The 25,115-nt window shown below is 38.8% G+C and carries 27 protein-coding genes; 22 read left to right on the top strand and 5 right to left on the bottom strand.

Translation table 11 applies throughout. From position 1 onward, the window contains the following. Positions 1-3 precede the first annotated feature (3 nt). From AB7942_RS17735 to AB7942_RS17685, 11 genes are read left to right on the top strand one after another with little or no spacing between them, the layout of a single operon-like run. A complete protein-coding gene (locus tag AB7942_RS17735) occupies positions 4-1,470 on the top strand; it encodes a heme ABC transporter ATP-binding protein (RefSeq protein ID WP_369447899.1) in 1,467 nt (488 codons plus the stop codon). Continuing rightward, the gene (gene cbiB / locus AB7942_RS17730) at positions 1,467-2,450 is read left to right on the top strand and encodes an adenosylcobinamide-phosphate synthase CbiB (protein ID WP_369447898.1); all 984 of its coding nucleotides are present in this window, start codon (positions 1,467-1,469) and stop codon (positions 2,448-2,450) included. The genes AB7942_RS17735 and cbiB overlap by 4 nt, the downstream gene beginning before the upstream one ends. Beyond that, positions 2,407-3,483, top strand: coding sequence for a threonine-phosphate decarboxylase CobD (gene cobD, locus AB7942_RS17725; protein WP_369447897.1), 1,077 nt, complete (start codon positions 2,407-2,409; stop codon positions 3,481-3,483). The genes cbiB and cobD overlap by 44 nt, the downstream gene beginning before the upstream one ends. After that, positions 3,465-4,037: a bifunctional adenosylcobinamide kinase/adenosylcobinamide-phosphate guanylyltransferase gene (locus tag AB7942_RS17720; protein WP_335439179.1), complete on the top strand. Its 573-nt coding sequence runs from the start codon at positions 3,465-3,467 to the stop codon at positions 4,035-4,037. The genes cobD and AB7942_RS17720 overlap by 19 nt, the downstream gene beginning before the upstream one ends. Continuing rightward, positions 4,034-5,542, top strand: coding sequence for a cobyric acid synthase (locus AB7942_RS17715; RefSeq protein ID WP_369447896.1), 1,509 nt, complete (start codon positions 4,034-4,036; stop codon positions 5,540-5,542). Before AB7942_RS17720 ends, AB7942_RS17715 begins: the two co-directional genes overlap by 4 nt. After that, positions 5,539-6,327, top strand: a complete 789-nt coding sequence (gene cobS / locus AB7942_RS17710; protein ID WP_369447895.1) for an adenosylcobinamide-GDP ribazoletransferase — start codon at positions 5,539-5,541, stop codon at positions 6,325-6,327. The genes AB7942_RS17715 and cobS overlap by 4 nt, the downstream gene beginning before the upstream one ends. Next, the gene (locus AB7942_RS17705; RefSeq protein WP_369447894.1) at positions 6,297-6,896 is read left to right on the top strand and encodes a histidine phosphatase family protein; all 600 of its coding nucleotides are present in this window, start codon (positions 6,297-6,299) and stop codon (positions 6,894-6,896) included. Before cobS ends, AB7942_RS17705 begins: the two co-directional genes overlap by 31 nt. Next, positions 6,848-7,282, top strand: coding sequence for a bifunctional adenosylcobinamide kinase/adenosylcobinamide-phosphate guanylyltransferase (locus AB7942_RS17700; RefSeq protein ID WP_369447893.1), 435 nt, complete (start codon positions 6,848-6,850; stop codon positions 7,280-7,282). Before AB7942_RS17705 ends, AB7942_RS17700 begins: the two co-directional genes overlap by 49 nt. A gap of 15 nt (positions 7,283-7,297) precedes the next feature. Next, the gene (locus AB7942_RS17695) at positions 7,298-7,882 is read left to right on the top strand and encodes a cob(I)yrinic acid a,c-diamide adenosyltransferase (protein ID WP_369447892.1); all 585 of its coding nucleotides are present in this window, start codon (positions 7,298-7,300) and stop codon (positions 7,880-7,882) included. Between the two features lies 1 nt (position 7,883). Beyond that, positions 7,884-8,375, top strand: coding sequence for an ECF transporter S component (locus AB7942_RS17690; RefSeq protein WP_088086931.1), 492 nt, complete (start codon positions 7,884-7,886; stop codon positions 8,373-8,375). Continuing rightward, entirely contained in the window at positions 8,372-9,088 is a 717-nt protein-coding gene (locus tag AB7942_RS17685; RefSeq protein WP_369447891.1) for an ATP-binding protein, read from the top strand. Before AB7942_RS17690 ends, AB7942_RS17685 begins: the two co-directional genes overlap by 4 nt. Before the next feature lie 17 nt (positions 9,089-9,105). Here AB7942_RS17685 and AB7942_RS17680 read toward each other — a convergent pair whose 3' ends face one another. Continuing rightward, a complete protein-coding gene (locus tag AB7942_RS17680; protein ID WP_369447889.1) occupies positions 9,106-11,208 on the bottom strand; it encodes a transglycosylase domain-containing protein in 2,103 nt (700 codons plus the stop codon). Between the two features lie 222 nt (positions 11,209-11,430). Here AB7942_RS17680 and AB7942_RS17675 point away from each other — a divergent pair, with 222 nt between their 5' ends. From AB7942_RS17675 to AB7942_RS17655, 5 genes are all read left to right on the top strand, one after another. Continuing rightward, on the top strand, positions 11,431-12,120 hold the full coding sequence (locus AB7942_RS17675; protein ID WP_335712933.1) for an ABC transporter ATP-binding protein: 690 nt from the start codon (positions 11,431-11,433) through the stop codon (positions 12,118-12,120). Beyond that, the gene (locus AB7942_RS17670; RefSeq protein ID WP_369447888.1) at positions 12,117-13,463 is read left to right on the top strand and encodes an ABC transporter permease; all 1,347 of its coding nucleotides are present in this window, start codon (positions 12,117-12,119) and stop codon (positions 13,461-13,463) included. Before AB7942_RS17675 ends, AB7942_RS17670 begins: the two co-directional genes overlap by 4 nt. 108 nt (positions 13,464-13,571) lie before the next feature. Next, positions 13,572-13,838, top strand: a complete 267-nt coding sequence (locus AB7942_RS17665) for a phage holin (RefSeq protein ID WP_088086936.1) — start codon at positions 13,572-13,574, stop codon at positions 13,836-13,838. Between the two features lie 230 nt (positions 13,839-14,068). Then, positions 14,069-15,289 (top strand): MDR family MFS transporter, encoded by a 1,221-nt coding sequence (locus AB7942_RS17660; RefSeq protein WP_369447887.1) that lies wholly within the window; start codon positions 14,069-14,071, stop codon positions 15,287-15,289. Positions 15,290-15,517: 228 nt separating this feature from the next. Continuing rightward, on the top strand, positions 15,518-15,742 hold the full coding sequence (locus AB7942_RS17655; protein ID WP_369447886.1) for a hypothetical protein: 225 nt from the start codon (positions 15,518-15,520) through the stop codon (positions 15,740-15,742). A gap of 61 nt (positions 15,743-15,803) precedes the next feature. Here the strand turns inward: AB7942_RS17655 and AB7942_RS30560 are convergent, their stop codons facing one another. After that, entirely contained in the window at positions 15,804-16,040 is a 237-nt protein-coding gene (locus AB7942_RS30560) for a YczF family membrane protein (RefSeq protein ID WP_483310883.1), read from the bottom strand. 181 nt (positions 16,041-16,221) lie between these two features. On the opposite strand from AB7942_RS30560, the gene AB7942_RS17650 reads away from it, so the two are divergent. From AB7942_RS17650 to AB7942_RS17635, 4 genes are read left to right on the top strand one after another with little or no spacing between them, the layout of a single operon-like run. Then, the gene (locus tag AB7942_RS17650; protein WP_369447885.1) at positions 16,222-17,826 is read left to right on the top strand and encodes a spore germination protein; all 1,605 of its coding nucleotides are present in this window, start codon (positions 16,222-16,224) and stop codon (positions 17,824-17,826) included. Continuing rightward, on the top strand, positions 17,823-19,040 hold the full coding sequence (locus AB7942_RS17645; protein ID WP_369447884.1) for a Ger(x)C family spore germination protein: 1,218 nt from the start codon (positions 17,823-17,825) through the stop codon (positions 19,038-19,040). Before AB7942_RS17650 ends, AB7942_RS17645 begins: the two co-directional genes overlap by 4 nt. Positions 19,041-19,069: 29 nt before the next feature. Beyond that, on the top strand, positions 19,070-20,176 hold the full coding sequence (locus AB7942_RS17640) for a GerAB/ArcD/ProY family transporter (RefSeq protein ID WP_369447883.1): 1,107 nt from the start codon (positions 19,070-19,072) through the stop codon (positions 20,174-20,176). A 35-nt stretch (positions 20,177-20,211) separates the two neighbouring features. Then, positions 20,212-21,318, top strand: coding sequence for a GerAB/ArcD/ProY family transporter (locus AB7942_RS17635; protein WP_369447882.1), 1,107 nt, complete (start codon positions 20,212-20,214; stop codon positions 21,316-21,318). A gap of 13 nt (positions 21,319-21,331) precedes the next feature. Here AB7942_RS17635 and AB7942_RS17630 read toward each other — a convergent pair whose 3' ends face one another. From AB7942_RS17630 to AB7942_RS17620, 3 genes are all read right to left on the bottom strand, one after another. Continuing rightward, the gene (locus AB7942_RS17630) at positions 21,332-23,011 is read right to left on the bottom strand and encodes a PAS domain S-box protein (RefSeq protein ID WP_369447881.1); all 1,680 of its coding nucleotides are present in this window, start codon (positions 23,009-23,011) and stop codon (positions 21,332-21,334) included. 228 nt (positions 23,012-23,239) lie between these two features. Further along, positions 23,240-23,743, bottom strand: coding sequence for a GNAT family N-acetyltransferase (locus AB7942_RS17625; RefSeq protein WP_088086944.1), 504 nt, complete (start codon positions 23,741-23,743; stop codon positions 23,240-23,242). A 183-nt stretch (positions 23,744-23,926) separates the two neighbouring features. After that, positions 23,927-24,082, bottom strand: coding sequence for a YpzG family protein (locus AB7942_RS17620; protein WP_098933996.1), 156 nt, complete (start codon positions 24,080-24,082; stop codon positions 23,927-23,929). 252 nt (positions 24,083-24,334) lie between these two features. Between AB7942_RS17620 and AB7942_RS17615 the strand changes: the two genes are divergently transcribed. Together AB7942_RS17615 and AB7942_RS17610 are read left to right on the top strand one after the other, a co-directional pair. Then, a complete protein-coding gene (locus AB7942_RS17615; protein WP_088086946.1) occupies positions 24,335-24,694 on the top strand; it encodes a DUF3147 family protein in 360 nt (119 codons plus the stop codon). Between the two features lie 18 nt (positions 24,695-24,712). Further along, positions 24,713-25,084 (top strand): DUF3147 family protein, encoded by a 372-nt coding sequence (locus AB7942_RS17610; RefSeq protein WP_369447880.1) that lies wholly within the window; start codon positions 24,713-24,715, stop codon positions 25,082-25,084. The last annotated feature ends 31 nt before the right edge of the window (positions 25,085-25,115 follow it).

Genomic DNA, 25,115 nt, shown 5'->3' with positions numbered 1-25,115 from the left:
AGAATGCTTAGTGTTCAACAGGTTTCCGGTGGATACTCGAGTGAAGCGGTTCTGCAAGACATTTCTTTTGATGTGAAAAAGGGAGAATTATTCGGGATATTGGGGCCAAATGGAAGTGGAAAGACAACCCTTTTGAAAATGCTTAGTGGAATTTTACCAATTCAAAAAGGTGAGATTATCATCAATCGGAAACGGCTGCAGGAATACAGACCAAAACAGCTTGCCCAAATGATTGCCGTTCTTTCACAACATTCATCACAATCTTTCTCGTATACCGTAAAAGAAACCGTTTCGCTTGGCCGTTATGCACATCAAAAGGGGTTATTTCAATCCTGGAGTAAAGCGGATGAAGAGGTTGTCCAGCGAGTAATGAAGCAAATTGGTGTTTCCAGATTCCAAAATAAAAATATTCAGGAGTTATCAGGCGGTGAAAAACAACGAGTATTTCTCGCCCAAGCTCTAGCCCAAGAGCCTGAAATATTATTGTTAGATGAACCTACGAACCATTTGGATTTGTCGTATCAAAAGGAATTGTTAGATTTTTTAAAACAATGGACGTCAGAAAATGAATTAACAGTCATCTCCATTTTTCACGATTTAAATCTTGCAGGGCTTTATTGTGATCGACTGCTCCTTCTCGAAAATGGAAGAATTAATATCGATCATATTCCTAATGAGGTGCTTCGGGAAGAACGAATAAGAGATGTGTATCATACAGACATTCAAAAACATCCTCATCCTAAAGTCGCTGCACCGCAAATGGTCTTACTGCCAAAAGTGAAAAACGAAGTTGTCGATTTTGACATAGATGTGGCGATGTTACATATCTCAGAAGAATTAATCGAGTTAACATCCCCCATGCCATTAAGGACGATGTCATCTGGGGTGATTGGTTCGGGAACGGGATGGCACCAAACATTTGTGAACCGCCATGTTCACAAGGGTTACAGCTGTAGTGACCATCGCTCAGAAATGGCTTCATTTTTAAAATCAAACGGGTTTGAACCGTCGGAAACTGTTGGCATGATGACCGCGGTTGTCCTCGAAGATGTAGTTTACAAGCGGTTTGAACATAATAACTTCTCGATATTTGCTGTTGTGACAGCAGGAGTAGGAAATGCGATTGATGCCTCGAGAAGTGAACAGCATTCATTTGAAATGACACCTGGAACAATCAATACCTGGATTTTTGTGAGCGGCGAGCTGACAGAGGAGGCTTTTATTCAAAGTATCATGACCGCAACTGAAGCGAAGGTCAAAGCATTGAATGATCTAAAGATAATCGATGAAGTCACCGGAACGATCGCCACTGGTACATCGACAGATAGTATCTTAATTGCTGCTACTCAAACGGGTGAAGTATTAGAATTTGCGGGAACCATTACCCCGTTAGGCAAGCTTATTAGCAAGGCAATTTATCAGTGCACGATCGAAGCGATTCAAAAATCCAGCAAAAGGAAACGCAAATGATCGTCTATCATTTAATCTCAATCACAGTTGCCTATATTATTGACCTGTTTATTGGGGATCCACCCGATTGGCCCCATCCTGTAAGATGGATTGGCACGATGATAACATTTCTTGAAAAACGTTGGAATAATGGCAAATCAAAACGATGGAAAGGGGTGGCAATGCTCCTTTTTATATTACTCTTTGTTTTTTTCATCGTTTTGGTTTTAGTAATAATAGGATATAGGATTCATCCTTTCGTTGGAGTTTTAGTGGAAAGCTTGATTATTTCTACTTCCATTGCTCAAAAAAGCTTAAAGGTGGCTTCTCTTGAAGTCTATCGTCCCTTAATAGAAGGGGACCTTCCTGAAGCAAGGAAAAAACTATCCTATATTGTTGGCCGTGATACAGATTCCTTGGATGAGAGTGAAATCGCTCGCGGCACGATTGAGACTGTGGCTGAAAATACTAGTGATGGGGTGACGGCCCCCTTGTTTTGGGCACTGATTGGCGGAGCCCCGCTGGCGATGGTTTATCGCGCAGCCAATACATGTGATTCGATGGTGGGCCACTTGAACGATAGATATAAAGAGTTTGGCTGGGCGTCTGCAAAATGGGATGATGTGATGAATTGGGTTCCAAGTCGATTAACAGGAATCATCATGCTGATAGGAAAACGCCCCGTAAGGATGCCTTATAGAAAAGCTTGGACGATTTTATTCCGTGATGCGAAAAAGCATCCGAGCCCAAACAGTGGCTGGGGGGAAGCGGCTGTTGCAGCTATTTTAGGGATACAGCTTGGCGGAATCAATTATTATAAAGGCATGATATCGAAACGGGCAAAAATGGGTGATCCCATTCAGACGATCCAAGCGGAACATATCATCAAAGCCAATCACATTCTAAGTAAAACGGTCTTTTTATTTTTACTATTTTTATGGATAGGGGGAATGGTCCTTGAATTGGCCGTCACATGGCTCGAATCCTCAATATTTATATGAGGCAATGGGTCTTGCACTCCCGTTGCAGTTTATTGATTTTAGCGCAAATATTAACCCTATTGGCCCGCCATCTGCTTTGAAAGAAAAATGGCCGGGTTTTTTTCAAGAAATTAACGTTTATCCAGACCCTTATGCAACACAGCTAAAGGAAAGGATTGCGAAATCGGAGCAGACCCCGATCGATACAATCCTGATTGGAAATGGAGGAGCAGAGCTTATTACGCTGCTTGCCCGTATGCTTGCCGGCAAAAAAGTACTCATCGTGGAACCCACATTTTCGGAGTATGAACAAGCATGTCGGGCAAACAAATGTGAAATTGTCCACCATCAACTTGTGGAGCCGAACTTTGAATTGAATCCAGTCGATTTTCACTCGAGTCTGATGGATGCAGATGCGGTGTTTTTGTGTAATCCAAATAACCCAACAGGTATTCACTATCCGACGTCAACGATTATTTCGCTTTTAGAGGAATGTGAAAAGCGGGATTGCCTTGTCATCTTGGATGAAGCATTTTTTGATTTTTTAATAGAATATGAATCATTGGTTCCATACATAAACAAGTTTTCAAATTTAATTATTATTCGGTCGCTGACAAAGATGTTTGCAATTCCAGGAATACGCTTGGGATATTTAATCGCTCAGCCAGCTATTGTTTCAAGCCTTTGCCAGTTACAATCACATTGGAGTACCAATACCATTGCTTTATTAGCAGGGGAACTTTGTTTGGAAAATGAATTTTTTATTAAAGAGACACAGGCATATATTAGTCAAGAGCGGAAAAGGCTGTTTGACTTTTTTACACAGGAAGAATTTGTGGTTTCGACTTCCAACGTGAATTTCTATTTATTGAAGGATCCGCATTTGAAAGATCAGTTTGCGTTGTTTGAGTTCCTTCTTCATCATGGCATCATTCCAAGGCATACCTTTAATTTTCCTGGTTTAGAGGGAAGATGGCTTCGGTTTGCCATAAAAAGTAATCAAGAAAATAATCAACTAATGGAAGTGTTGGCGAAATGGCGTCATCATCATTAATCTTCATAACAGGCGGAGTAAGAAGTGGGAAGAGCAGCTTTGCTGAGAGGAAAGCAGTAGAGATCGCTCGTAAGACAGGCTGCCAACTTAACTATCTGGCAACCGGCGTTCCTTCTGACTCAGAAATGAAGGCACGAATTGAAAAACACCAACGCGATCGAGATTCAGCGAATTACCGGTGGAAAACGTATGAACAGTCTGTTCAAATTGGGAAAATTGCAGATGACTTTCATGATAAGGATATTGTTTTGTTGGATTGTGTCACAACTCTATTAAATAATGAATTGTTTTCTTCTGAGCAAGCATGGGATGAACGTTTTTTAGAAAAGGTCAAAGAAAATGTGATTACAGGAATTACTTCGATAAAAAATCGTGCTCGGACAATAATTGTCGTAAGTAATGAAGTATTAAATGAGCCGTTAATTGGCAATGAACTGGTTTTTACCTATGGCCGCTTGCTGGGCCAAATCCATCAATATTTAGTCAAGGAAGCTGAGTTAGTGTATTTAGTGGAGGCAGGGATTCCTATTGTAATGAAGGGAGTAATGCAATGAAAGGAATCATGATTCAGGGTACGGCTTCAGATGTGGGAAAAAGTCTAATCGTAACGGCGATGTGCCGAATACTTGCCAATGAGGGAGTAAAGGTCGCCCCATTTAAATCTCAAAACATGTCCAACAACTCGTACGTGACACAAGACGGTAAAGAAATTGGCAGAGCACAAGGGATTCAGGCGGAAGCTGCTAGAGTGGAGCCAACCGTTTGGATGAACCCAATTCTATTAAAGCCACGTTCAGATCAACACGCAGAAATTGTTTATCTAGGAAAAGCAATCGAAACCCTTTCGGGACGTGGGTATCGGGATCATTTTTATGAGAAGGGGTTAGAGGTAATAAAGAAATCAATTCATCAGCTTGCCGATGAATATGATGTAGTGGTGATTGAGGGAGCAGGCAGCCCGGTTGAAATCAATTTAAAGGACCGCGAGTTGGTCAATATGAAGGTCGCCGAATTGGCGGAGGTACCAGTTGTACTGGTAGCCGATATTGACCGCGGCGGAGTATTTGCTAGTATTGTTGGCACACTTGAACTATTGGAGCCTTACGAAAGGCAACGAGTTGTCGGTGTGATTATCAATAAATTCCGCGGTGATATTACCCTATTTGAGGACGGAGTTCAGTGGCTGGAAGAGAAAACGGGTGTACCTGTATTAGGAGTATTGCCGTTTGTGGAAAATCATATGATTGATGGTGAGGACTCATTATCGATTCGCAGTCAATTTTCTAATCGGAATGAAGGGACAATTGATATTGCAGTCATCAACCTGCCGTTTATTTCAAATTACAGTGATCTGGAACCGTTTTTATTTGAAAAAGATGTTTCGCTACGTTTGGTCAATCATGCGAGTGAGTTTGGACAGCCAGATGCCGTTATCCTTCCGGGTACGAAAAGTACGATAAGCGACTTGAAAAATTTAAGAGATAAACAGTTAGATATCTTAGTCCAAACCTACGTAGCAAATGGCGGTTATATTGTTGGGATTTGCGGTGGGTATCAAATCCTTGGCGGATATTTGATCGATGAAGTTGGTTCCGACACTGGGATAACGAACTACATGGTGAAGGGGTTAGGAGTGATTCCTGCTGCTACCACTTTTTATAAAGAAAAGGAAACAAATCGAGTCAGTGCCATGTATCACAAGGGGTTAGAATTACCAATTCACCAGCCAATCGTAGGGTATGAAATCCATTTAGGAAAGACTATATTTTCTAAAGAAGTCTGTCCGTTTTTAACATTATCAAACGGGGAAGAAGAAGGCTATTTCGCAAATGACGGTCAAATCATCGGAACGTACCTTCACCATTTATTTCATAATGATGAGTGGAGAAATCACTGGTTAAACATGATTCGGACAAGGAAAGGACTCCCTGCTGAAGCAATCCGTTCAATTAGCGACTATAAGGACAAACGATTTGATTCTATCGCTGCCGAAATGAAAAGTCATCTAAAATGGGATCTGATTAAAAAGATTATCAATCAATGGGGTTCAAAAACATGAAGTTCTTGAAAGGTTTCTTGATTAATATTCAATTCTTTACAGCAATCCCTATAACACTCGAGTTACCTATGGATAAAGACCATCTTAAAAAGGCAGTCCAAGCCTTCCCACTCGTTGGATTAATACAAGGGATCATTTATTCAGCGGTATTTTATCTGTGTCTTGAATTTACTCCGTTTTCACATCTTGCTTGTGCATTCTTGCTTTGGCTGGTAACGATTCTCCTGACCGGAGGAATTCATCTAGATGGCTGGATGGATGCAAGTGACGCTTATTTTTCCTATCAAGATCAAGGGAAAAGGCTGGAAATTATGAAGGATCCAAGAACGGGCGCCTTTGGTGTTCTCTCCATTCTTTTTTTATTAAGCTGTCGGTTTCTATTTATGTATGAGAGTACAGCAAAGGTCGAAAACGTACTATTTTTTATGATTGCAGTTATTCCTTTTTTAAGTAAAACTGTCATGGGTGTTCTGTTGTTAACGGTAAAGTCAGCCAAGGATGAGGGGCTGGGCAAGTTATTCCAGAAAGCGGCGAAACCGCAGGCATTATGGCTATATCCTATTTATTTAATTGGTGTTCTAGTTCTTGTTAATTTATTCATAAAAAAATTCTTCTTAATAGGTTTATTGATTTTGGCTGCAGCATGCTGTTTATTCCTTTTTCGTCGGAAAGCTGTGCAATGGTTTGGCGGTATAACGGGGGATGTCTTAGGTGCAGCTGTTGAAGGGACTGAGCTAATCCTGTGGATGACCGTGTGGTTATTGCATTATTTCGTCATGGTGTAACAGAAGAAAATAGACGGAAAGCCTATCTAGGGTGGAATGATTCGCCAGTATGTCCGGAATCAAAAATTATTTTCGTAACAAATAGCTATCAGCGCTATTTTTCTAGTGATTTGCAAAGATGTACTGATACAGCAGAAATATTATTTCCAAACTCTAGCCCCTATTTATTAAAAGAATTACGAGAAATGAATTTCGGCAAATGGGAAGGGAAAACGTATGAAGACTTGAAAGAAAATAGTCTCTACCGTCAATGGCTGGAAGATCCTGTTTTGCATTGTCCGCCTGACGGAGAATCATTTGATGAGTTCACTAAGAGAGTAGATGCTGGCTGGGCTAGGATGATTGGAGAGATTCTCGATTCAAGTTTGCAGAACGCAGCAGTAATTACTCATGGGGGAGTCATCAGATATCTTTTATCAAAATTTGCCCCACACCAAAAAGAATTTTGGGAGTGGCAGGTTAATCATGATCAGGGGTTCGAACTCATATTTGAAAAAGATTCTTTAAGGAGGGGGACGCGGTGCACTTTATTATTGGAGGTGCCTTTAACGGCAAACGGGCTTGGGTAAAGAATTCCTACACTGTTTACAAGAATAAACATTGGGTCTCAGCATATGATAACCATTCTCTCCCGATAAATTTAATTGATTTTGGCAAGGATGTGATGATCCTTGAGGGAGTAGAAATATGGTTGAAAGATTTAACTGTGACATATGATGCCGACAAGTGTCGGGAGATTTGGAATGATTGTATAGAGAATTGGCTAACTTGGGAACGAACAAGCGAACATCGCCAATTAATTGTGATTGGGACAGATATTACAAAAGGAATTGTGCCATTGGAAGTAGAAAATAGACTGTGGCGGGATGTAACAGGATGGGCCTATCAAGATATTGCCGCAAAATCAGCCAGAGTTGACGTCATTTGGTATGGATTAAATCAAACGATTAAGTAAAGGGGAGAAGTTTCAATGAGAATTTACACAAGAACTGGTGACAAAGGAAAAACAAGCATAATTGGTGGCAGGGTAGACAAAGATGATACCCGTGTGGAAGCGTATGGAACGGTAGATGAAGTGAATTGTTTTGTCGGTCAGGCGATTCAAGAGCTTGACCCCAAATTATTCAAGGACGTGCTTGATGATCTGGAGAAAATTCAACATGAATTATTTGATTGTGGCGGCGACCTTGCTAATGTGACTGAGAAGCGAGTGATAAAGCTGCAGCAAGAATCGATTGATTACCTTGAAAAGAAAATAGATGAATACATTAAAGAAGCACCAGAACTCGAGCGATTTATTTTACCAGGAGGAACCAAGCCCGCGGCATCGATTCATATTGCTAGAACGGTGACAAGAAGAGCGGAAAGATTAGTTGTTAAGCTAGTCAAGGCTGACTCTAAAACACCTGAATTAGCCTTAATGTACTTAAACCGCTTATCAGATTATTTCTTTGCATTGGCTAGAGTTATAAACTTCCGATTAAATGTCAACGACGTTGAGTATGTGCGCAGTGCAAATGTATTCAGGGATGGGAAGAGTAAGGAGGAAAAGTAGTATGAAGGGAAAAGTGGTGAGCGGGCTGGCCATGTTAACGGCATTGTCAGTTGTCGGAGCGATGATAAAAATTCCAGCCATTGTCGGCAGTGTCGCATTGGATGTCTTTCCAGCCCTATTGGCAGCAGTCCTGTTTGGTGCGGGGGCTGGAGCGGTTGTGGCTGCATTTGGTCATCTCCTATCTGCACTAATAGGTGGTTTCCCATTGGGGCCAATGCACTTATTAATTGCTGTCGAAATGGCAATGCTCGTTTGGATGTTTGGACGTCTTTATAAAAACAATAAGGTTTTAGCAAGTGCGCTCTTCATTATTGGGAATGCATTTGTTGCTCCCTTACCATTTATGTTCTTAATGAATGTCGGTTTTTATTTAGGAATTGTGCCTTCATTGCTAATCGGTTCGGTCATCAATACTGTAATTGCACTGGCAGCAATTCCACGCCTTTCTTCATTGGTCAATTTTGGCTTAGCAAAGCGGGAAGAAAAATTATGAGAGATATTATAACCGTTCCTTTAAATGGTATGGACTCCCTCATTATTGCTTGTGATAATAGTGGAGCTATCGGGATGAAGGAACAAGATCTAGTTCATGTCCCATACGAAACGGTGGCTTATTATTCGTTTAGAGTTGCGGTCATGGAATGTATTGCAGCAGGCGCGGAGCCCATTTCAGTGGTGCTCCACAACTTCTGCGGAAATGAACCCTGGGATGAATTGGTTAGTGGCATTCAAAAAGGTTTGCACGAACTAAATCTATCCGATGTATTGATTACGGGTAGTACAGAAAGTAATTTTTCACTGATGCAATCTGCACTTGGCTTAGTTGTTATCGGCAAAAAATTGACTGCTCAAACATTAGAAATGGCTTACTCTAAACAATTGAGGTTTGCTGTTGTAGGTATGCCTTTGGTTGGGGAGGAAGTGACCGAACAAAATGATCAAGTTGCCCCTCTGTCCGTTTTTCAGGAGATCAGTAGGATTCATGATGTAATGGTTTGGCCGGTTGGTTCGAAAGGGATTTTATATGAGATCAATCAGATGTTCCCTAATCTAGAATTTTCACAGGAAATGATTATCTCAAACGTAGATATTTTAAAATCGGCTGGACCAGCTACCTGCTTTCTGGCTGTGTATGATCTAGGACAGGAAGAAACAGTAATGAAAACAGCAGGAAGATTTTTCAACCTATTGGAAATAAAAAAATAGCACGCATCGATTGCGTGCTATTCACCTCTATTTTTAACTTTTTCAACTAATGAATTTACGGCCTCGCCGAGCTTATATAAAGCCCTATCCAAGCCCTTTTTCCATCCAGGGGCTTGTTCTTTTATGGTTTCACCTAGTTTTTGAGCATTTTCATTTAATTCTTTGCTTATCTTCTTCGCCTGTTCATTGATTCTTAGATTTGGGGGAGCTTCTCCGGCGAGCTGTGCATTAATTGAAGAAACTTCGAATTGTTCTTTCGGAAGATGCTGAATAGACTCCTTCATCATCTCTTTAAAAATTGGCACCACATTGGCTGAACTCGCACTTGGCAGGTAATGCTCTCGGTCGGTTTGGTCAAATCCTAACCAGATTGCCCCGACAAGATTTGGGGTATATCCAACCATCCATTGATCCTTTGTTCCACTGACATCCTTAAATGGTAACTGGGTCGATCCTGTTTTTCCGGCGAGTTGCACTCCAGGAATACGGGCGCGTCTACCCGTCCCGGTTTCTACTACATTTAAGAGCATCGATGTCATTTCATCCGTGACCTCTCCTGACGTCACTTTTGTGGTTTTCGCTTCCCGCTCTGCTAAAACATTTCCAGTAGGTCCCACTATTTTAGTAATTATGTGGCTATCTTTACGTTTTCCGCCATTTGGGAAAGCTGAAAAAGCGTTAGCCATTTGTAGGGGGGAAACCCCTTTACTCATTCCCCCTAGTGCAATTGCTAGGTTTTTATCTTCTTTTGTAACAGGGATGCCAAACCTTTTTAATGAATCTATCCCTTTATTTAGGCCAATTTCATTTAACAGCCACACTGCCGGGATATTCAGCGATTTCTCAAGTGCCTTATACATTTCAACCTTTCCAGAATATGTTTTTGAAAAATTTTCTGGTTTGTAATTTCCGAAGGTGGTTGGTTCATCGACAAGCTTGGATGAATAGTTGTATCCCTCTTCAAGGGCTGGTGTATATACTGCCAATGGTTTGATCGTTGATCCAGGCTGTGCACGTAATTGTGTTGCTCGGTTAAAGCCTCTGAATACATGCTCACCGCGGCCTCCAACAAGGGCTAGTACTCCCCCTGATGCAGGGTCTATTAAGACTGAACCACTTTGAACTAATTTACCCCCTTGACTCCTTGGGAACAAGTAGTTTTTACTATAGACTTTTTCAAGTCCAGACTGAAGATCTTGATCCAAAGCAGTATATATTCGATAACCTCTTGTTAATATTTCCTCCTGTGTTATACCGTATTTATTGATAGCTTCATTTAAAACAGCATCCACATAATAAGGGTATTTTCGTTCAACAAAGCTCCCGCCGCCATCGTGAAGACGAATCTTTTCTTTTTTAGCCTCGGTATACTGTGAATTATTAATCATACCTAGTTCTTTCATTTTTGCTAACACCGTATTTCGTCTTTTCATCGCTAAATCATAGTTATTATAAGGGTCCAGATAATTCGGTGAATGCAATAGTCCGGCTAGCATTGCTGCCTCGCTCACCGTTACATCAGTAATATCTTTATTAAAATATTTTTTCGACGCATTGCTGATTCCCCAGGCACCGCTCCCGAAGTAAACCTGATTGATATACATTTGCAGAATCTCGTTTTTGGTATAAACCTTTTCAATTTTTACCGCTAAAAATAATTCCTCTGCTTTTCGCTTATAGGTCCTTTCTGGTGAAAGAAGGGCATTCTTCGTTAACTGCTGCGTTAAAGTACTGCCACCGCCTGTAATTCTTCCCGCAAACAAATTACTGAAAAAGGCACGGGCAATTCCTTTGATATCAAAACCGCCATGCTGATAGAAACGTTCGTCCTCGATGGCAACGACCGCATTGGGGACATACTTTGGCAAGTCCTCGATTTTTACGCCTTTCGTCCGATTGGTAGCGACATTACTAGCCACTTTTCCATTTTTATCATAAATAACTGTCGGCTGACTGAGACCCTGCTTTAATGATTGAACATTTGCTCTCATCGCGAGCCAGCCGAAATAGACGATGGTCGCTAGAACAACCACTAGAATAATTAATAAGAAAATTTGTGTTAAATGTTTCTTTTTCCAGAAACGAACGATTTTTTCCCAAAATGGATGCAATTTCTCCATGTGATCTCCTTACTTTTAAAAGAGTAATTTTTAATTCCTTTATTATAAATTTTATCGAATTAAAAGACTAGTAAAAGCCATTTGGCTATTATTATTCCCCCTAGGAACAAATAAAACTTAGTTACGTCTAACAAGTAGTTAAAAAAATATTTTAAATTTGTGTAGGGTTCATTAAAAAAACTTCGTCTATTAGGTGTAATGAATGGGAAACAGGAGGATATAATGATAACGATAAAAAATTTAAGCCATGATTTTGTGATTGGAAAAAAAGGAAGACAAACAATTATTCCGGTACTTAGAGATATTTCTTTGACGGTCGAAAAAGGTGAAATTGTTACGATTGTTGGTAGAAGCGGATCGGGGAAATCAACGCTTCTTAATTTAGTGAGTGGCTTCATTCATCCGAAAGAGGGTGAAATTTGGATCAGCGGGGAAAAGGTATCAGATCTGAACGAAACGAAATTTGCAGATTTTCGGATTAATAATCTAGGATTTATTTTTCAAAGCTTTCAATTGATTCCGAGCATGACTGCCTTTCAAAACGTGGAGCTGCCGCTTATATTAAAAGGTATTAACGAAAAGGAACGAAAAATCCAAACGGAAGAAATGCTTAAAAAAGTTGGTCTGCTAGATTACCAGGATCATTATCCAGGAGAATTATCAGGCGGGCAGCAGCAGCGGGTAAGTATCGCCCGTGCGTTAATTGTTAATCCCCCGATAATTCTTGCCGATGAACCGACCGGCAGCCTTGATAGTGAAACAGAGGAAGAGTTATTGAAATTCATTAAGGAATTAAATACGGATTTAGGAATCACCTTTTTGATAATCACCCATGATGACAAGGTGGCCGATATCGGTAACCGAAAGATTGAGTTAAAAGATGGCCGCATTGTCGAGGGGGTGCTGTTATGAAGTTAAAAGATCAATTCCGCTTCGTCAGCCAGAATATGAAGAAAAATAGAACGAGAGTATTTATGACGATTCTTGCGACAGCAATGGGATGTGCCTTCCTAATTGTTCTCGCCTCTGTCGGGTTTGGCTTACAGAAATCAGTGGTAAAAGAAATTACTGAACGCAGGGTCATTACCCAAATTGATGTCCATGGCAAAGAAACAAAAGATCAAGGGGTTTTTCGTCCTTTAAATGATAAAGATATTCAAATTTTTGAAAAAGTTAAAGATGTAAAAGCTGTCACAAGAAGGAAAATGTTGCAACAGGAAAGCACCTATACGATTGGGAATTATCAAGAAGCAACGCAAACTTTTGTGGCGAATTTTCCAGCAGAAATAAAATCCGGTTTTGAATTATCTGAGGGCAGGCTGCCAAAGGGGAAAGATGAAGTGGCCGTAGGGTATAATTTCCTAACTAATCTCGCAGAAAAGGAGGCTGGCGATGATTTGTATGAGAAGGGTCAGGTTAAAGCGGAGTACCTCTATAAAGGCGAATTACTTGGCAAGGAAATTTCGTTAACGATCAGGCAGTTTAAAGAGGGCAAACAAGAAGTAAAAACGATTCCATTGAAGGTTGTTGGCATTTCTAAAAAGCCAACGAAAGAATGGGCCGAAGATAGAAGTGTGTTTATTTCGGATGAAATGCTAACGGAAATTGAGACGTTCACTGGAACACCAAAAGGGTACCAGCTCGATGCCAATGGTGAATTACCTGTCGACCTGAATGTCAATAAAAACTCGTATGATGAAGTTAAAATCTATGCTAAAAACATGGAAGCCGTCCAAAGTATCTCTGATCAATTAAAAGACAAGAATTATGCTTCGTATTCAGTGGTAAATGAATTAAAAGAGGTAAATATGGTATTCATGATTGCAAAAGCAGGACTCATATTTATTGGAACTATCGCCATTTTAATCGCTTCTATCGGAATTTATAATACGATGACGATGGCGGTGACCGAGCGGGCGCCTGACATTGGAATTATGAAAGCAATCGGTGCGAATCCGAAAACAATTAAGCAAATCTTTCTGCTTGAAAGCAGTTATATTGGATTAATCGGTGCACTCATTGGTACAGTCGTTTCCTATGGGATTAGTTATACGGTGAATTTTGCGATTCCATTAATTATCAAACAGGCATTTGGTCAAGAAACGGACTTAGACATAATATTTAGTGACATACCGCTTATTTTACCAATCATTTGTATTGTAATTTGTTATGGTGTTACGATTATCTCAGGATTTCGACCAGCACAGCGGGCAACAAAAGTTGATGTATTAAAAGCAATGCGAAGAGAAGTTTAGTTACGAGGTTATCCACTGAAATTCCGTACCATTCGCGGACAACCAATTCCTAGTCCAAGCATATGTTAATAGAAAGATTGTTTAACATAAAGGAAAGGGCTGGGGAAGATGATTAACTGGAAGGTCCGATTAAGAAACCGGAACTGGGTTATCGCGTTTGTATCTCAAATTATGATTGTTGCTCAAATGGTGTTTGCGTGTTTAAATTCCTTTGGGATCATTGATTTTCAACTCACGGATGCTATTCAAAATTCTGTGTTAACCTTTTTAAATGCTGTATTTGTATTGCTGTCTATGTTAGGAATCGTACAGGATCCAACCACCAAGGGCTATGGGGACAGTGAACGAGCGTTAAAATACAAGGACCCAAATTAATTAACCCATGCCAGTTCCAAAGTGGAACTGGCTTTTTTTTGTTGTATAGGAAATTATAAAATTATTTATTGTCGATAACTTAAAATAGTTCTCTGAATCCAGCTCCAGCGCCCAGCTGCTAGTGGACTTCGCTCTTAGTTATATTGGAACAGTGAGAAAATTCTTTACATTATCCACTCAAATTGTTTTACTAGATATTGACTAAATTATTCGTGAGAGGCAGTACATATATGTCAAAAGTAAAAAACTATATTGGGCAATTCCATCCAATTGTGTGGGTTTTGTTATTAGGAACAGTGTTGTCAAGGGGCTCGGCTTTTATGACGCTCCCTTTTCTATCAATCTACTTATCTAGACATATGGATCTGTCACCAATCGTTATTGGGTTAACCGTAGGGATGAGTCCATTAATGGCGACCGCCGGCGGCTTTATTGGCGGCCATTTATCGGACCGGTTCGGACGTAAACCTATTATGCTGACTGCTTTGTTTGCGTTAGCATTTGTTTATTATGGGTTCACCCTTGCATCAGGACAGGGGTGGTTTATTCTCTTAAATGCACTAAACGGGCTTTGTACCTCATTCTTCGAACCAACCTCGCAAGCCTTGATGGCCGATTTAACCAGCAAGGAAAAGCGGATGAAGGTTTACTCTTTACGCTACACGGCAATGAATATCGGAGCATCCGTAGGTCCGCTTATTGGTGCATACTTGGCAAGTACGGCTGCTAAGCTTTCCTTTGCGATTACGGGAACAACTTATCTTATCTATGCGATTGTATTAGTTTATTTTATGAAAAAGCTGGTTATCCAAACAGATAGGATTAGTAAAAAGGTGGTATCCCTTGGGGATGCTTTTTGGATTATTAAAACAGATAAGGCCCTAAGGTATTTAATCATTGGGATTATTTTAGTTAACATTGGCTATGTTCAAATAGATTCCAATTTACCGCAGATTTTAGAAGGTACGGTTGAAAATGGCATTGTGATTTTTTCCTCGCTCATAACGATTAATGCCTTGATGGTTGTTTTCCTGCAGATGCCAATTAGCTATGTTGCTGAAAAGTTTAGATTAATGCAGGTAATGGTAATCGGTGCAATCTTTATGGCGGCAGGGTTAATCGCATTTAGCTTTGTAAGTGGCTGGGTAACCGCTATACTTGCTATCGTGTTATTAACCCTGGGTGAAATATTAATCTTTCCTTCCAACAGTATGATGATTGATCAATTGGCCCCCGAGCATTTGCGCGGGACCTATTTCGGAGCAGCTCAATTCCGGAAAATTGGGAATTTTCTTGGGCCAATCATTGGCGGCTACTTACTTAGCAAGTATCATGGACAGATCATGTTTTGGCTTATTGCTCTAACAACACTAGGAAGTATCGTGTTCTTTACAGCTGGAAACAAAGTTTTCATTGACACTAAAGCTTCCAGCATGGAAAAAACGACTTGAAAAAGATAAAAAAATGCCTCTGGTGATGAAAACCAGAGGCATTTTTTACATCGTGACCCAAAATAAAAACACTACACTTATTACTAAGATGCCCACAATTTCCCAAATGTTTGTTAAAATAAGGATGAGAGATATGGTAAGAGGAAAACTTAGGTTTTAGCCCTTGGTAGTACTTCTTTATTGTTTTTTGAATAGGATTAATAAACTATTGGGAAAGGGGTCCTTAAAATGTGGTTTTGGATTACTATTTCTGCTCTTTGTTTCGTCCTATTGCTGATTGTTGAGGAATTCATCTACTATTTTTGGAACCGTTATCTGTATGGTGCAAATTATGAAAGAAAGAGGAGATGGTGGAGTAAACTGTCTGTTGCAGGTGTTATTTTTAAACGGTTGTTCCATAAAAGAGAAAATGAAAGATCGAATACTAATTCAGATAAGGGCTTGCCATTATAAGGTAAGCTCTTATCTTTTTTTATATTTCCAAGAAAAATGAAAACCTTTTTATTTTTACGTTTTAGTTAGATGAATTCCCTTTTTTCTTATTTAAATAAGAACCGAAGGATTCAATGACGTAAAACAATATAAATAATAAAACAATAATATATTCAGCTGTCTCCATAACCCTAAAAGGGTTTAATGCCTTCCAAAAAATCCCTGAAATACTTATTCCCATCAAAAGATCCAATGAAATAATTAGTATTAAACTGAAAGCCGCCAGCAGGGTTGTTACAAATAATATTTTCAGCCTCATCACACCTTTAGGAATCATCTTGTTTTTATTGTTCTTTTCAAAGCAGTTCCTTATTCGGAACTAAAAATGTTAAGAATGCTTGTATAAAAACCGATTTCAATAGGATAAAGTGATATACCTTGGGCAATATATCCAGTATTGGGAGAAAAGTGTTCAAATAATATTAAGGGAGGCGGATATTGTGTCGATTTTATCTAAAAAGCTTAAAAATAAACAAAAAAAGAGACAGGACGATAATTATAGGCAAAAACAAGATCCGCAAAAACCGGAGGACTTGCCAATCTTAAGAGATTATCAAGAGAATATATCCCGTATAAAAGAGGAAGTTGGCAATAGTTCCGATATTATCGTCCGTGAGTTTAAGATTGGTGCATATAAAGGTGCCCTTGTTTATGTTGACGGATTGGCCAATATGATCTCAATTGCTGACTATATATTAGAAACACTAATGGAAGCAAAGGTACCCGATGAACCGGTCGATATATTTCAATTCATGCTTGATAAAACAATGGCACTAGGAAGTGTCAAGACCATTGATAATTGGAATCAAGTATTTGATGAATTGTTTTCAGGAGATACAGTTATTTTTTTACAAGGATGTAATAAGGCAATTAGCGGTGAAACCAAAGGATGGGAAAAGCGTTCGATTTCCGAGCCTACCACACAATTATCGATTCGTGGTCCGAAAGATTCGTTTACAGAAACACTCCGTACAAATACTGCATTAATCCGTCGCCGTATAAAAAGCCCGAATTTATGGGTGGAGTCGATGAAAATAGGAGCTGTTTCACAAAGTGATATCGCAATTATGTATATGAAAGGCATAGCCAATGAAAAAATTGTTGAAGAAGTCAAAGAAAGACTTGAACGCATCGATATTGATTCAACTCTTGGTTCTGGATATATAGAGCAATTGATTGAAGACCAAACTTGGACAACATTTCCAACCACTTACCACTCAGAAAGACCGGATGTCGTAACATCACATTTACTCGAGGGGAGAATTGCTATCATTGTAGATGGTACCCCGTTTGTAGTTACGGTCCCAGCTATTTTTATTCAATTTTTCCAGGCACCGGATGATTACTATTCACGATTTGATATTTCAACAGGTATAAGGATATTAAGAATTTTATCATTCCTTATTGCAGTTATTGGACCTTCTGTTTATATTGCTGCGACCACTTTCCATCAAGAGATGATCCCGACGACGATGGCCATCGCAATTGCCGCACAGCGTGAAAATGTTCCCTTTCCAGCCTTTGTTGAGGCATTAATCATGGAGGTAACATTTGAAATTTTAAGAGAGGCGGGTCTTAGGCTTCCACGGGCTGTTGGTCAGGCCGTATCGATTGTAGGGGCTCTCGTAATTGGCCAGGCAGCAGTACAGGCTGGGTTTGTCTCTCCTGTAATGGTTATTGTCGTTTCAATCACCGCTATCGCAAATTTTTCCACACCGGTTTTTGCGATGGCGATAGCAGCAAGATTAGTTCGCTTTGTCCTGATGGGATTAGCTGCAATTTTGGGTTTTTATGGAATCATGTTAGGGATTATGTTCATGTCCATTCATTTATGTTCGCTTCGCTCGTTTGGAATTCCATACATGATGCCGCTAGCACCATTCAACATCCATAATCAACAAGACGCATTTGTTCGCTTTCCTATCTGGTCTATGAAAAATAGACCCATGTTTATTAGTAAAGGCAATATGAGAAGAACTGGAGATAATCAAAAACCTGGGCCACCCACACCTACGGAAAATCAACCTAAAAATGGTGAAGAATGATGAAAAAATGTTTCATTATTATTTTGATATTTATGATGTCTCTGCCGATCCTGAGCGCTTGCTGGAATCAGAAAGAGCTTACTGATTTGGCCTTTGTAATGGCACTTGGTATTGATAGGGGTGAGGACGATCTGTACCATCTTTCGTTTCAGCTTGTTAATCCAGGCAATGTTTCAGCTGGGCAAGGTGGAGGAGGAGGCCAGGGGCTGCCGATAGCCGTTTATAAAAGCACAGGTAGAACCATTACTGAAGCATCAAGAAATGCAACAAAAAAGGTTTCGCGCCGTTTATATTATGCACACACCAATTTAGTCGTTGTTAGTGAAGAGGTGGCGAGTGATAGAACTCTAATGCTTAATATGTTGGATGCCTTTGCTAGGGATCCAGAGTTTAGAACAACTACAGAGTTAATTATTGCAAGAGATTCTACGGCAGAGGAAATAGTCACTACTCTGACTATTCTCGATAAACTGCCTGTCACCAAAATCACAAAAGAAATCAAATCTACTGAAGCTATGAAGGGGGAAAATATAAGTGTAAGTATAGATGATATCATTGATGGAATTGTCGACAGTGGGAAAGAACCTATTCTAAACGGTTATCGACTAATTGGTCAAAAAGAAGAAGCCAATAAAGCAACTAATTTGCAAAAAACAACAACCGATGCTCTCCTCGCAGTTGATGGCTTAGCGGTTATTAAAGAGGGTGAATTGATCGGCTGGATTGAGAGTAACAAGGCCCGTGGAGTGATCTGGGTCTTAGATAAAGCGAAGAGTACCGATATCACACTTAAGTGGAAGGGGAAGAAAAACGCCATTAGTATGGTGCCAATTAGATCAAAAACCAAAGTTTCAACCATCTTTAAAAATGGGAAACCTGTAATAAATATTAAAATTGAGAATGAGGGCTGGATTAGTGAAGCGAATACAGCAATAGAATTGATGGATCCAAAAACGATTGGAAAAATTGAAAAGTTAGTTGAAAAAGAAATTAAAAAGGAAATACAGTCTTCAGTAAAGGAAGCCCAGAAACTAAAGTGTGATATCTTCGGGTTTGGTGATAATGTACATAAAGCTAATCCTAAGCTATGGAAGAAGCTAAAAGGGGATTGGAACGATTATTTTGCAGACCTAGAAGTGAATGTTAAGGTAGATTCCTACGTGCGGCGCGAAGGAGTTCGGACAAATCCGTTTTGGTCAGACATTAATAAATAATGCGGTATAAGGAGGGGGGACAATCGTGCATGGAAAAGGCAAAAATAAGTGGATCCCAATTGTTCGTTCTGATCGTTTTGTTTGAAATGGGTAGTGCGATTCTTCTTGGTCTCGGATCAGAATTGAAACAGGACGCCTGGATAGCTATTTTGTTCGGTTTAGCTGGGGGAATCATTGTCTTTTTTATTTATTACCGCCTATTTATGTACTATCCTGACCTGCCCTTAACTAGTTATCTTCAAAAAATTTTAGGAAAATGGCTTGGCAGGTTTATTGGGTTATTATATATTGTCTATTTTATTTATATTGCGTCAAGGGTATTGCGAGATTTTGGAGAGTTATTAACCACAACGATTTATAATAGCACTCCGCTTTTTGTTGTCAATAGTTTGATGATCCTTACTATTATCTATGGGATCCATAAGGGGTTTGAAGTTTTAGCCCGAGTTGGAGAAATTTACTTTGGAGTTGTCTACCTGACCGCGATTTTAGGCATGCTGCTAATTTCCTTTTCGGGTTTAATACATTTGAGTAATCTAACCCCGATCTTAGAGCACGGATTGAAACCTGTTATTAAAACATTTTTAACCGAAACCATCACCTTTCCCTTTGGGGAAATGGTGGTCTTTACAATGCTGCTCCCATTTTTAAATGATAAAAAGAAGGCTAAAATAGTTTGTTTGGGTGGGATGATATTAGCGGGTATAAATATTACAATAACTGCTGTAATAAATATTTCTGTTTTGGGAGCAGGTCTATTTCATCGGTCCACTTTTCCCTTATTAACCACAGTAGGAAGAATCCAAATAGCGGATTTTATCGAACGTTTAGATGTATTATTTATGCTCTATTTAATCATTGGTGGTTTCTTTAAAATTTCCATTTATTATTATGCTGCAGTGGCCGGGACTGCTGATATCTTTCAATTTAAAAACCAACGTAAGCTGGGGTTTCCAATTGGAATGATCGTTTTATTTTCATCAATAACGATTGCATCTAATATTGCAGAATTTATCAAGGAGGGGCTCGTTGTTGCACAGATTTATTTGAATTGGCCTTTTCAAATAATCATCCCCTCTATCTTACTAATTATTGCTTTTTTTCTTAATAGGAAGAAACAAACTAGCTCTGCTTAAATAAATTACCCTGTTTAAGGGGGGATCAATCGTAGATGGAAAAGGCGAAAATAAGTACAACCCAATTGTTCGTCCTGGTCGTTTTGTTTGAAATGGGTAGTGCGATTCTTGTTGGGATCGCAGCAGATGCAAAACAGGATGCCTGGATGGCCATTTTGCTTGGTTTATCCGGCGGTATCATGATCTTTTTAGTTTATCACCGATTATATATATATTATCCTGACCTGCCCTTAACGAGTTATGTTCAACAAATAACTGGAAAGTGGCTGGGACGTTTTATAGGATTATTATATATAGTCTATTTTATTTATTGTGCATCAAGGGTATTGCGAGATTTTGGTGAGCTATTATCATCAACTATATATAATAGTACTCCCTTATTTGTTATCAATACCCTTATGATCATTACTATTATTTATGCAATCCATAAGGGGTTTGAAGTATTAGCCCGAGTTGGCGAGATTTATTTTGGAGTTGTCTACCTAACTGCGATATTAGGAATGCTGTTAATTACCTTTTCTGGGTTAATTCATTTGGGAAATCTAAAACCAATCTTAGAGAATGGGTTGAAACCGGTAATAAAAACATTTTTAACTCAAACCATCAACTTTCCTTTTGGAGAAATGGTCGTTTTTACAATGCTGCTCCCATTCCTAAGAGAGAAAAAGAAGGCTAAAATGGTTTGTTTATGTGGAATGATATTAAGCGGAATAAATATTACTATTACTGTAGTAGTAAATATTGCAGTACTAGGAGTGGATCTCTTTTATCGGTCTACTTTTCCACTATTACAGACAGTAGGGAGAATTCAAATTGCAGATTTTATCGAACGTCTCGATGTATTATTTATGCTCTATCTAGTCATTGGGGGTTTTTTTAAGATTGCAATCTACTATTATGCTGCAGTTGCTGGTGCTGCGGATATCTTTCAAATTTCAAACCAAGGGAAGCTTGGATTTCCAATCGGAATTATCGTCTTATTTGCATCCATTACGATTGCATCGAATTATGCGGAACATATTAAGGAAGGGCTCGTTATTGTTCCTACTTATTTACATTGGCCTTTTCAAATTATCATTCCTTCCATGTTATTAATTATTGCTTTTATCCGAAATAGGAAGAAAAAGAAAAGCCCGTCATAATAGACGGGCAATCCTATTTGTTTTCCACTTGTTCAGGTATAGAGCGCTTAATTTTATTAAGGTCCTTTTGCTTGATCGGTAAGGAAATTTGAACAGATGTCCCTTGATTTTTCTGACTATCAAAATGGATATTGCCTTGATGGGATTGAACAATCTTGAAACTAACCGTTAAACCTAACCCAGTCCCTTTTTCTTTAGAAGAGTAGAAGGGTTCGCCAATTTTCTCTAATCTTTCTTTAGAAATACCGCAGCCATTGTCTTTAATGGAAATTAACACATGACTATTTTCTATTTTCTCTAGAATAATGGAAACTTTTCCTCCATTTTGGCTTGCTTCAATTGAATTTTTAATTACATTGATAAACAATTGCTTGAGTTGATTTGGTTCGCATTCAATCCAAATGTCATTTTTTGGAAAAAGAGAATCAATTTGAACATTATATAAACTGGCTTCGGTGTTTAATAATGATATGACATCCATTAAAAGCTTCTGAAGATCTGCTTTGGTATATTTTAATAGCTGAGGCTTTGCCAATAACAAAAGCTCACCAACAATGTCATTGATACGATTTAATTCGTCGAGCATAATTTGATAAAAAAATTGATGCTTCTCATCTTCCATTTTTAAAAGTTGGACAAATCCTTTTAATGAAGTCAGCGGATTCCGAATTTCATGGGCAACGCTGGCAGATAATTCCCCAACGATTGATAGCTTTTCTGTCCTGCGGAGACGTTCTTCTGCATCCCTTAAGGTGGTCACATCACTGCCATAGCCAATGATCCCAGTGATATTTCCATTAATAATGATCGGAAGGGATGTACATTGTAAGATAATCCGATTCCCGTTGGAATGTGGTATATTCAGTTCATACATGACAGGTTTTATTTCTTCCACTACAGTGGAAATGAATTTAGGAAGATAACGTTTATACCTTTTCGGTAATAATTGTTTTACATTTTTCCCAATCGATTCTTCCCGTTTGAATCCTGTAATGACATCATACTGTGGGTTTAAATTGGTAATAGTACCGCCCAAATCCATCATATAAACAATATCTGGACTGTATTCAAATAATGACTTATATTGTTGCTGGCTTTCAGCCAATTTTAATGTCATTTCCTTTTTTTCGGTAATATCACGCCCAATGATGACCAAACCTTGTCGACTGCCATCCTCGTGAAATAGTGGTACTTTAATGGTGTCAAATATTTTTATTGATCCATCTGGAACAGGAAGGACTTCCTCTATTCGAGTGATTTCTCGATTGTTCCAAGCTTCTTCATCAGAAGTTTCACAAAATCTGAGAGCATCACCGTAAAAGTCTGTATACTCGGCTAATTCCGAATCCTTTTTCCCCCGATAATCCACATTCTCAAGCTGGAACAATTGTAAACCAAATTCATTCGCTTCAATCCATCTTCCTTCGCCGTCTTTAAAGTTAACAAAATCAACCATTGAATTGATTAAAGTAGATAGACGTTTCTGATCTTCCTGGGAAACATCTAACTCCTCTTTTTTACTAATGAAGAAATAGATGAACCCTCCAGTCATGGCAACATAAAAAATCTCTTTCGACCTTTCCACCAATTCAATAAGTGATGAAGGCACATATTGTTCAATTACATAATTGGACCCATATATCCAAATAATACTTGTAATAAAGTAGATGAGAATGACCTTTATTTTATTCATGGAAATCTCCAGTTCTCTTCAAGGAATAAAGTTTATTAAAAACATGGAGTAGTGAGTATTTATTACTCCTTAGTCTATAGTACTAGATAATCCATTATTTTGGAATAATGCAACGCTGGAAATATTAATAACTATTAAACATCTCGCTATATTATTATCTGATTGCCTACATGGAAAAGGCTTATGGAGTTAATTCCATAAGCTATATGTTCTTCGATTTCAAGATTTTTAGAAGAGTCTTTTTCCAAGGATAATTAAATCACGTTCAATGCCATCCAGCTCAGCCACATTCGGAAGCTGTGCCCATTTTTCAAATCCAAAACTTGAGAAAAGTTTAATGCTAGGTTCATTATGACCAAAAATAAAACCTAGTAAGGTTTTGATTTGTAGACTTGGGCAGGCATCGATTGCTTTTTGGATTAAATATTTACCAAGTTTCCTGCCTCGAAAGTCGGGATGAATATAGATACTAATTTCTGCAGTCGCATTATAGGCTGGCCTGCCGTAAAAAGATTGGAAACTAACCCATGCGCAAATTTCCCCTTGATTTTCTACAACCCATAATGGACGAAAGGTTGATGAATGTTCGTTAAACCATTGAACTCTGTTTTCTACTGATATTGGTTCAAGATCGGCTGTAACCATCCTACTTGCTATGGTTGTATTGTATATATCAACAATTACAGGCAAATCACACATATCGGCATCTCTAATCGTAAAGTCATCAAACATGTTATGTTCCACTCCCGTTTTATTTGCTTAATAGATTTTATGATATCTTTTGGAACAAACATTATCAATATTGTAATAACAAATTACTTAGAAAAAGAAAAACCTTTTCTCGAAATTGCTATTCGAGAAAAGGTCATTTCTAATGACAGTAAATATTTATGCTGCCATTACTCGTTTCTTTGCCTAAACCCAACGGTGGGCCTTGGCATTGCTCCTTAAGATGATCGTGTTGTGCGTCACTTGAGTTTGCCCATTCACTTGTGAATTTTGACGTTTTGGACGCGTCGTATGTTGGTGAAAGAGCTCTGAGTGCGGATCTAAATGGTCTTTATAACTCATCTAAAATCACCTCATCAAAGGATTTGAAACGACGATATTCAAATGAATATCACTATTATCTTTTGTAAAATGACAGGAAAATAGTCATCAAATTTGAATTTAATGAGAAATCTATTCAAAAACGTTAATAAAACGTTCACATGCATAGTCATGGAAATGAGTTAAAATGAATACATCGAGTGATTGTGATTCAATTCACAAAGAAAATAATTTTTAACAGCATGTCAAAACAATAAAAGAGGCGAATTTAAAATGGTTAGTTTATCACTTGGCGGACTGCTTCTTCGATTCCTATTGGGAGGTCTAGCTGTAGTTGCCTGTACTGTCGTAGCAAAGAAGTTAGGGGAGAAAGCTGGGGGAATATTTGCTGCATTTCCTGCTGTTTACCTGGCAGCATTACTCACAATTGGTCTTGATTTTCACGGCGGTCAGCTTATTACCCATTCGATCATGTTATCTAAAGGCGCCATTTTTGGAATGGCAATCAATATTCTTGTCGCCATCCTCGCAGGCTACCTGCTTCCTAAGATAGGTTGGAAAAAAGGAATCCTACATGCAATGGCTTGCTGGTTTACTGTATCAATTGTTGTTGTATTCATTACATCTCATTAAATGAAAAAGGTGGACAACATGAATAAAAAAGACTTATTTATTCGTTTTTTATTAGGTGGGGCAGCAGTCTCCCTAAGTTATCTTATAACTATTATTTCCCCATGGAAGATTCTTGCCGGTATTTTTGCCGCTTTTCCAGCCGTTATGCTGACAGCCGTTATTATGGTGGGAATTGCCTCAGGGACTAAGAAAGCAACAAATATTGCAAGAGGCTCCGTTTATGGAATGATTGGTGGAATCATTTGTGTAATAACAGTTTTAATAACATTGGAAACCAGTGAAAATTGGATTTTTAGTATCATTCTAGGTCTCCTATTTTGGCTTGGAAGTTCACTTACCATTTCCACCTTGAGAGAGCGGGCAGCAAAAAAAGTAATTAGTCATGTATAGTTAACAAAAAATTCTTTGGCGCCATAGCTAG

The organism is Neobacillus sp. BF23-41 (genome assembly GCF_041106275.1).
This window is presented reverse-complemented; position numbering and strand designations above follow the sequence as displayed.

Bases quoted from the DNA above. Each gene is read 5' to 3' on its own strand.
- AB7942_RS17735 (WP_369447899.1), top strand. From the start codon at position 4: ATGCTTAGTGTTCAACAGGTTTCCGGTGGATACTCGAGTGAAGCGGTT.
- cbiB (WP_369447898.1), top strand. From the start codon at position 1,467: ATGATCGTCTATCATTTAATCTCAATCACAGTTGCCTATATTATTGAC.
- AB7942_RS17720 (WP_335439179.1), top strand. From the start codon at position 3,465: ATGGCGTCATCATCATTAATCTTCATAACAGGCGGAGTAAGAAGTGGG.
- AB7942_RS17715 (WP_369447896.1), top strand. From the start codon at position 4,034: ATGAAAGGAATCATGATTCAGGGTACGGCTTCAGATGTGGGAAAAAGT.
- cobS (WP_369447895.1), top strand. From the start codon at position 5,539: ATGAAGTTCTTGAAAGGTTTCTTGATTAATATTCAATTCTTTACAGCA.
- AB7942_RS17695 (WP_369447892.1), top strand. From the start codon at position 7,298: ATGAGAATTTACACAAGAACTGGTGACAAAGGAAAAACAAGCATAATT.
- AB7942_RS17690 (WP_088086931.1), top strand. From the start codon at position 7,884: ATGAAGGGAAAAGTGGTGAGCGGGCTGGCCATGTTAACGGCATTGTCA.
- AB7942_RS17685 (WP_369447891.1), top strand. From the start codon at position 8,372: ATGAGAGATATTATAACCGTTCCTTTAAATGGTATGGACTCCCTCATT.
- AB7942_RS17680 (WP_369447889.1), bottom strand. From the start codon at position 11,208: ATGGAGAAATTGCATCCATTTTGGGAAAAAATCGTTCGTTTCTGGAAA.
- AB7942_RS17675 (WP_335712933.1), top strand. From the start codon at position 11,431: ATGATAACGATAAAAAATTTAAGCCATGATTTTGTGATTGGAAAAAAA.
- AB7942_RS17670 (WP_369447888.1), top strand. From the start codon at position 12,117: ATGAAGTTAAAAGATCAATTCCGCTTCGTCAGCCAGAATATGAAGAAA.
- AB7942_RS17665 (WP_088086936.1), top strand. From the start codon at position 13,572: ATGATTAACTGGAAGGTCCGATTAAGAAACCGGAACTGGGTTATCGCG.
- AB7942_RS17660 (WP_369447887.1), top strand. From the start codon at position 14,069: ATGTCAAAAGTAAAAAACTATATTGGGCAATTCCATCCAATTGTGTGG.
- AB7942_RS17655 (WP_369447886.1), top strand. From the start codon at position 15,518: ATGTGGTTTTGGATTACTATTTCTGCTCTTTGTTTCGTCCTATTGCTG.
- AB7942_RS30560 (WP_483310883.1), bottom strand. From the start codon at position 16,040: ATGAGGCTGAAAATATTATTTGTAACAACCCTGCTGGCGGCTTTCAGT.
- AB7942_RS17645 (WP_369447884.1), top strand. From the start codon at position 17,823: ATGATGAAAAAATGTTTCATTATTATTTTGATATTTATGATGTCTCTG.
- AB7942_RS17640 (WP_369447883.1), top strand. From the start codon at position 19,070: ATGGAAAAGGCAAAAATAAGTGGATCCCAATTGTTCGTTCTGATCGTT.
- AB7942_RS17635 (WP_369447882.1), top strand. From the start codon at position 20,212: ATGGAAAAGGCGAAAATAAGTACAACCCAATTGTTCGTCCTGGTCGTT.
- AB7942_RS17630 (WP_369447881.1), bottom strand. From the start codon at position 23,011: ATGAATAAAATAAAGGTCATTCTCATCTACTTTATTACAAGTATTATT.
- AB7942_RS17625 (WP_088086944.1), bottom strand. From the start codon at position 23,743: ATGTTTGATGACTTTACGATTAGAGATGCCGATATGTGTGATTTGCCT.
- AB7942_RS17620 (WP_098933996.1), bottom strand. From the start codon at position 24,082: ATGAGTTATAAAGACCATTTAGATCCGCACTCAGAGCTCTTTCACCAA.
- AB7942_RS17615 (WP_088086946.1), top strand. From the start codon at position 24,335: ATGGTTAGTTTATCACTTGGCGGACTGCTTCTTCGATTCCTATTGGGA.
- AB7942_RS17610 (WP_369447880.1), top strand. From the start codon at position 24,713: ATGAATAAAAAAGACTTATTTATTCGTTTTTTATTAGGTGGGGCAGCA.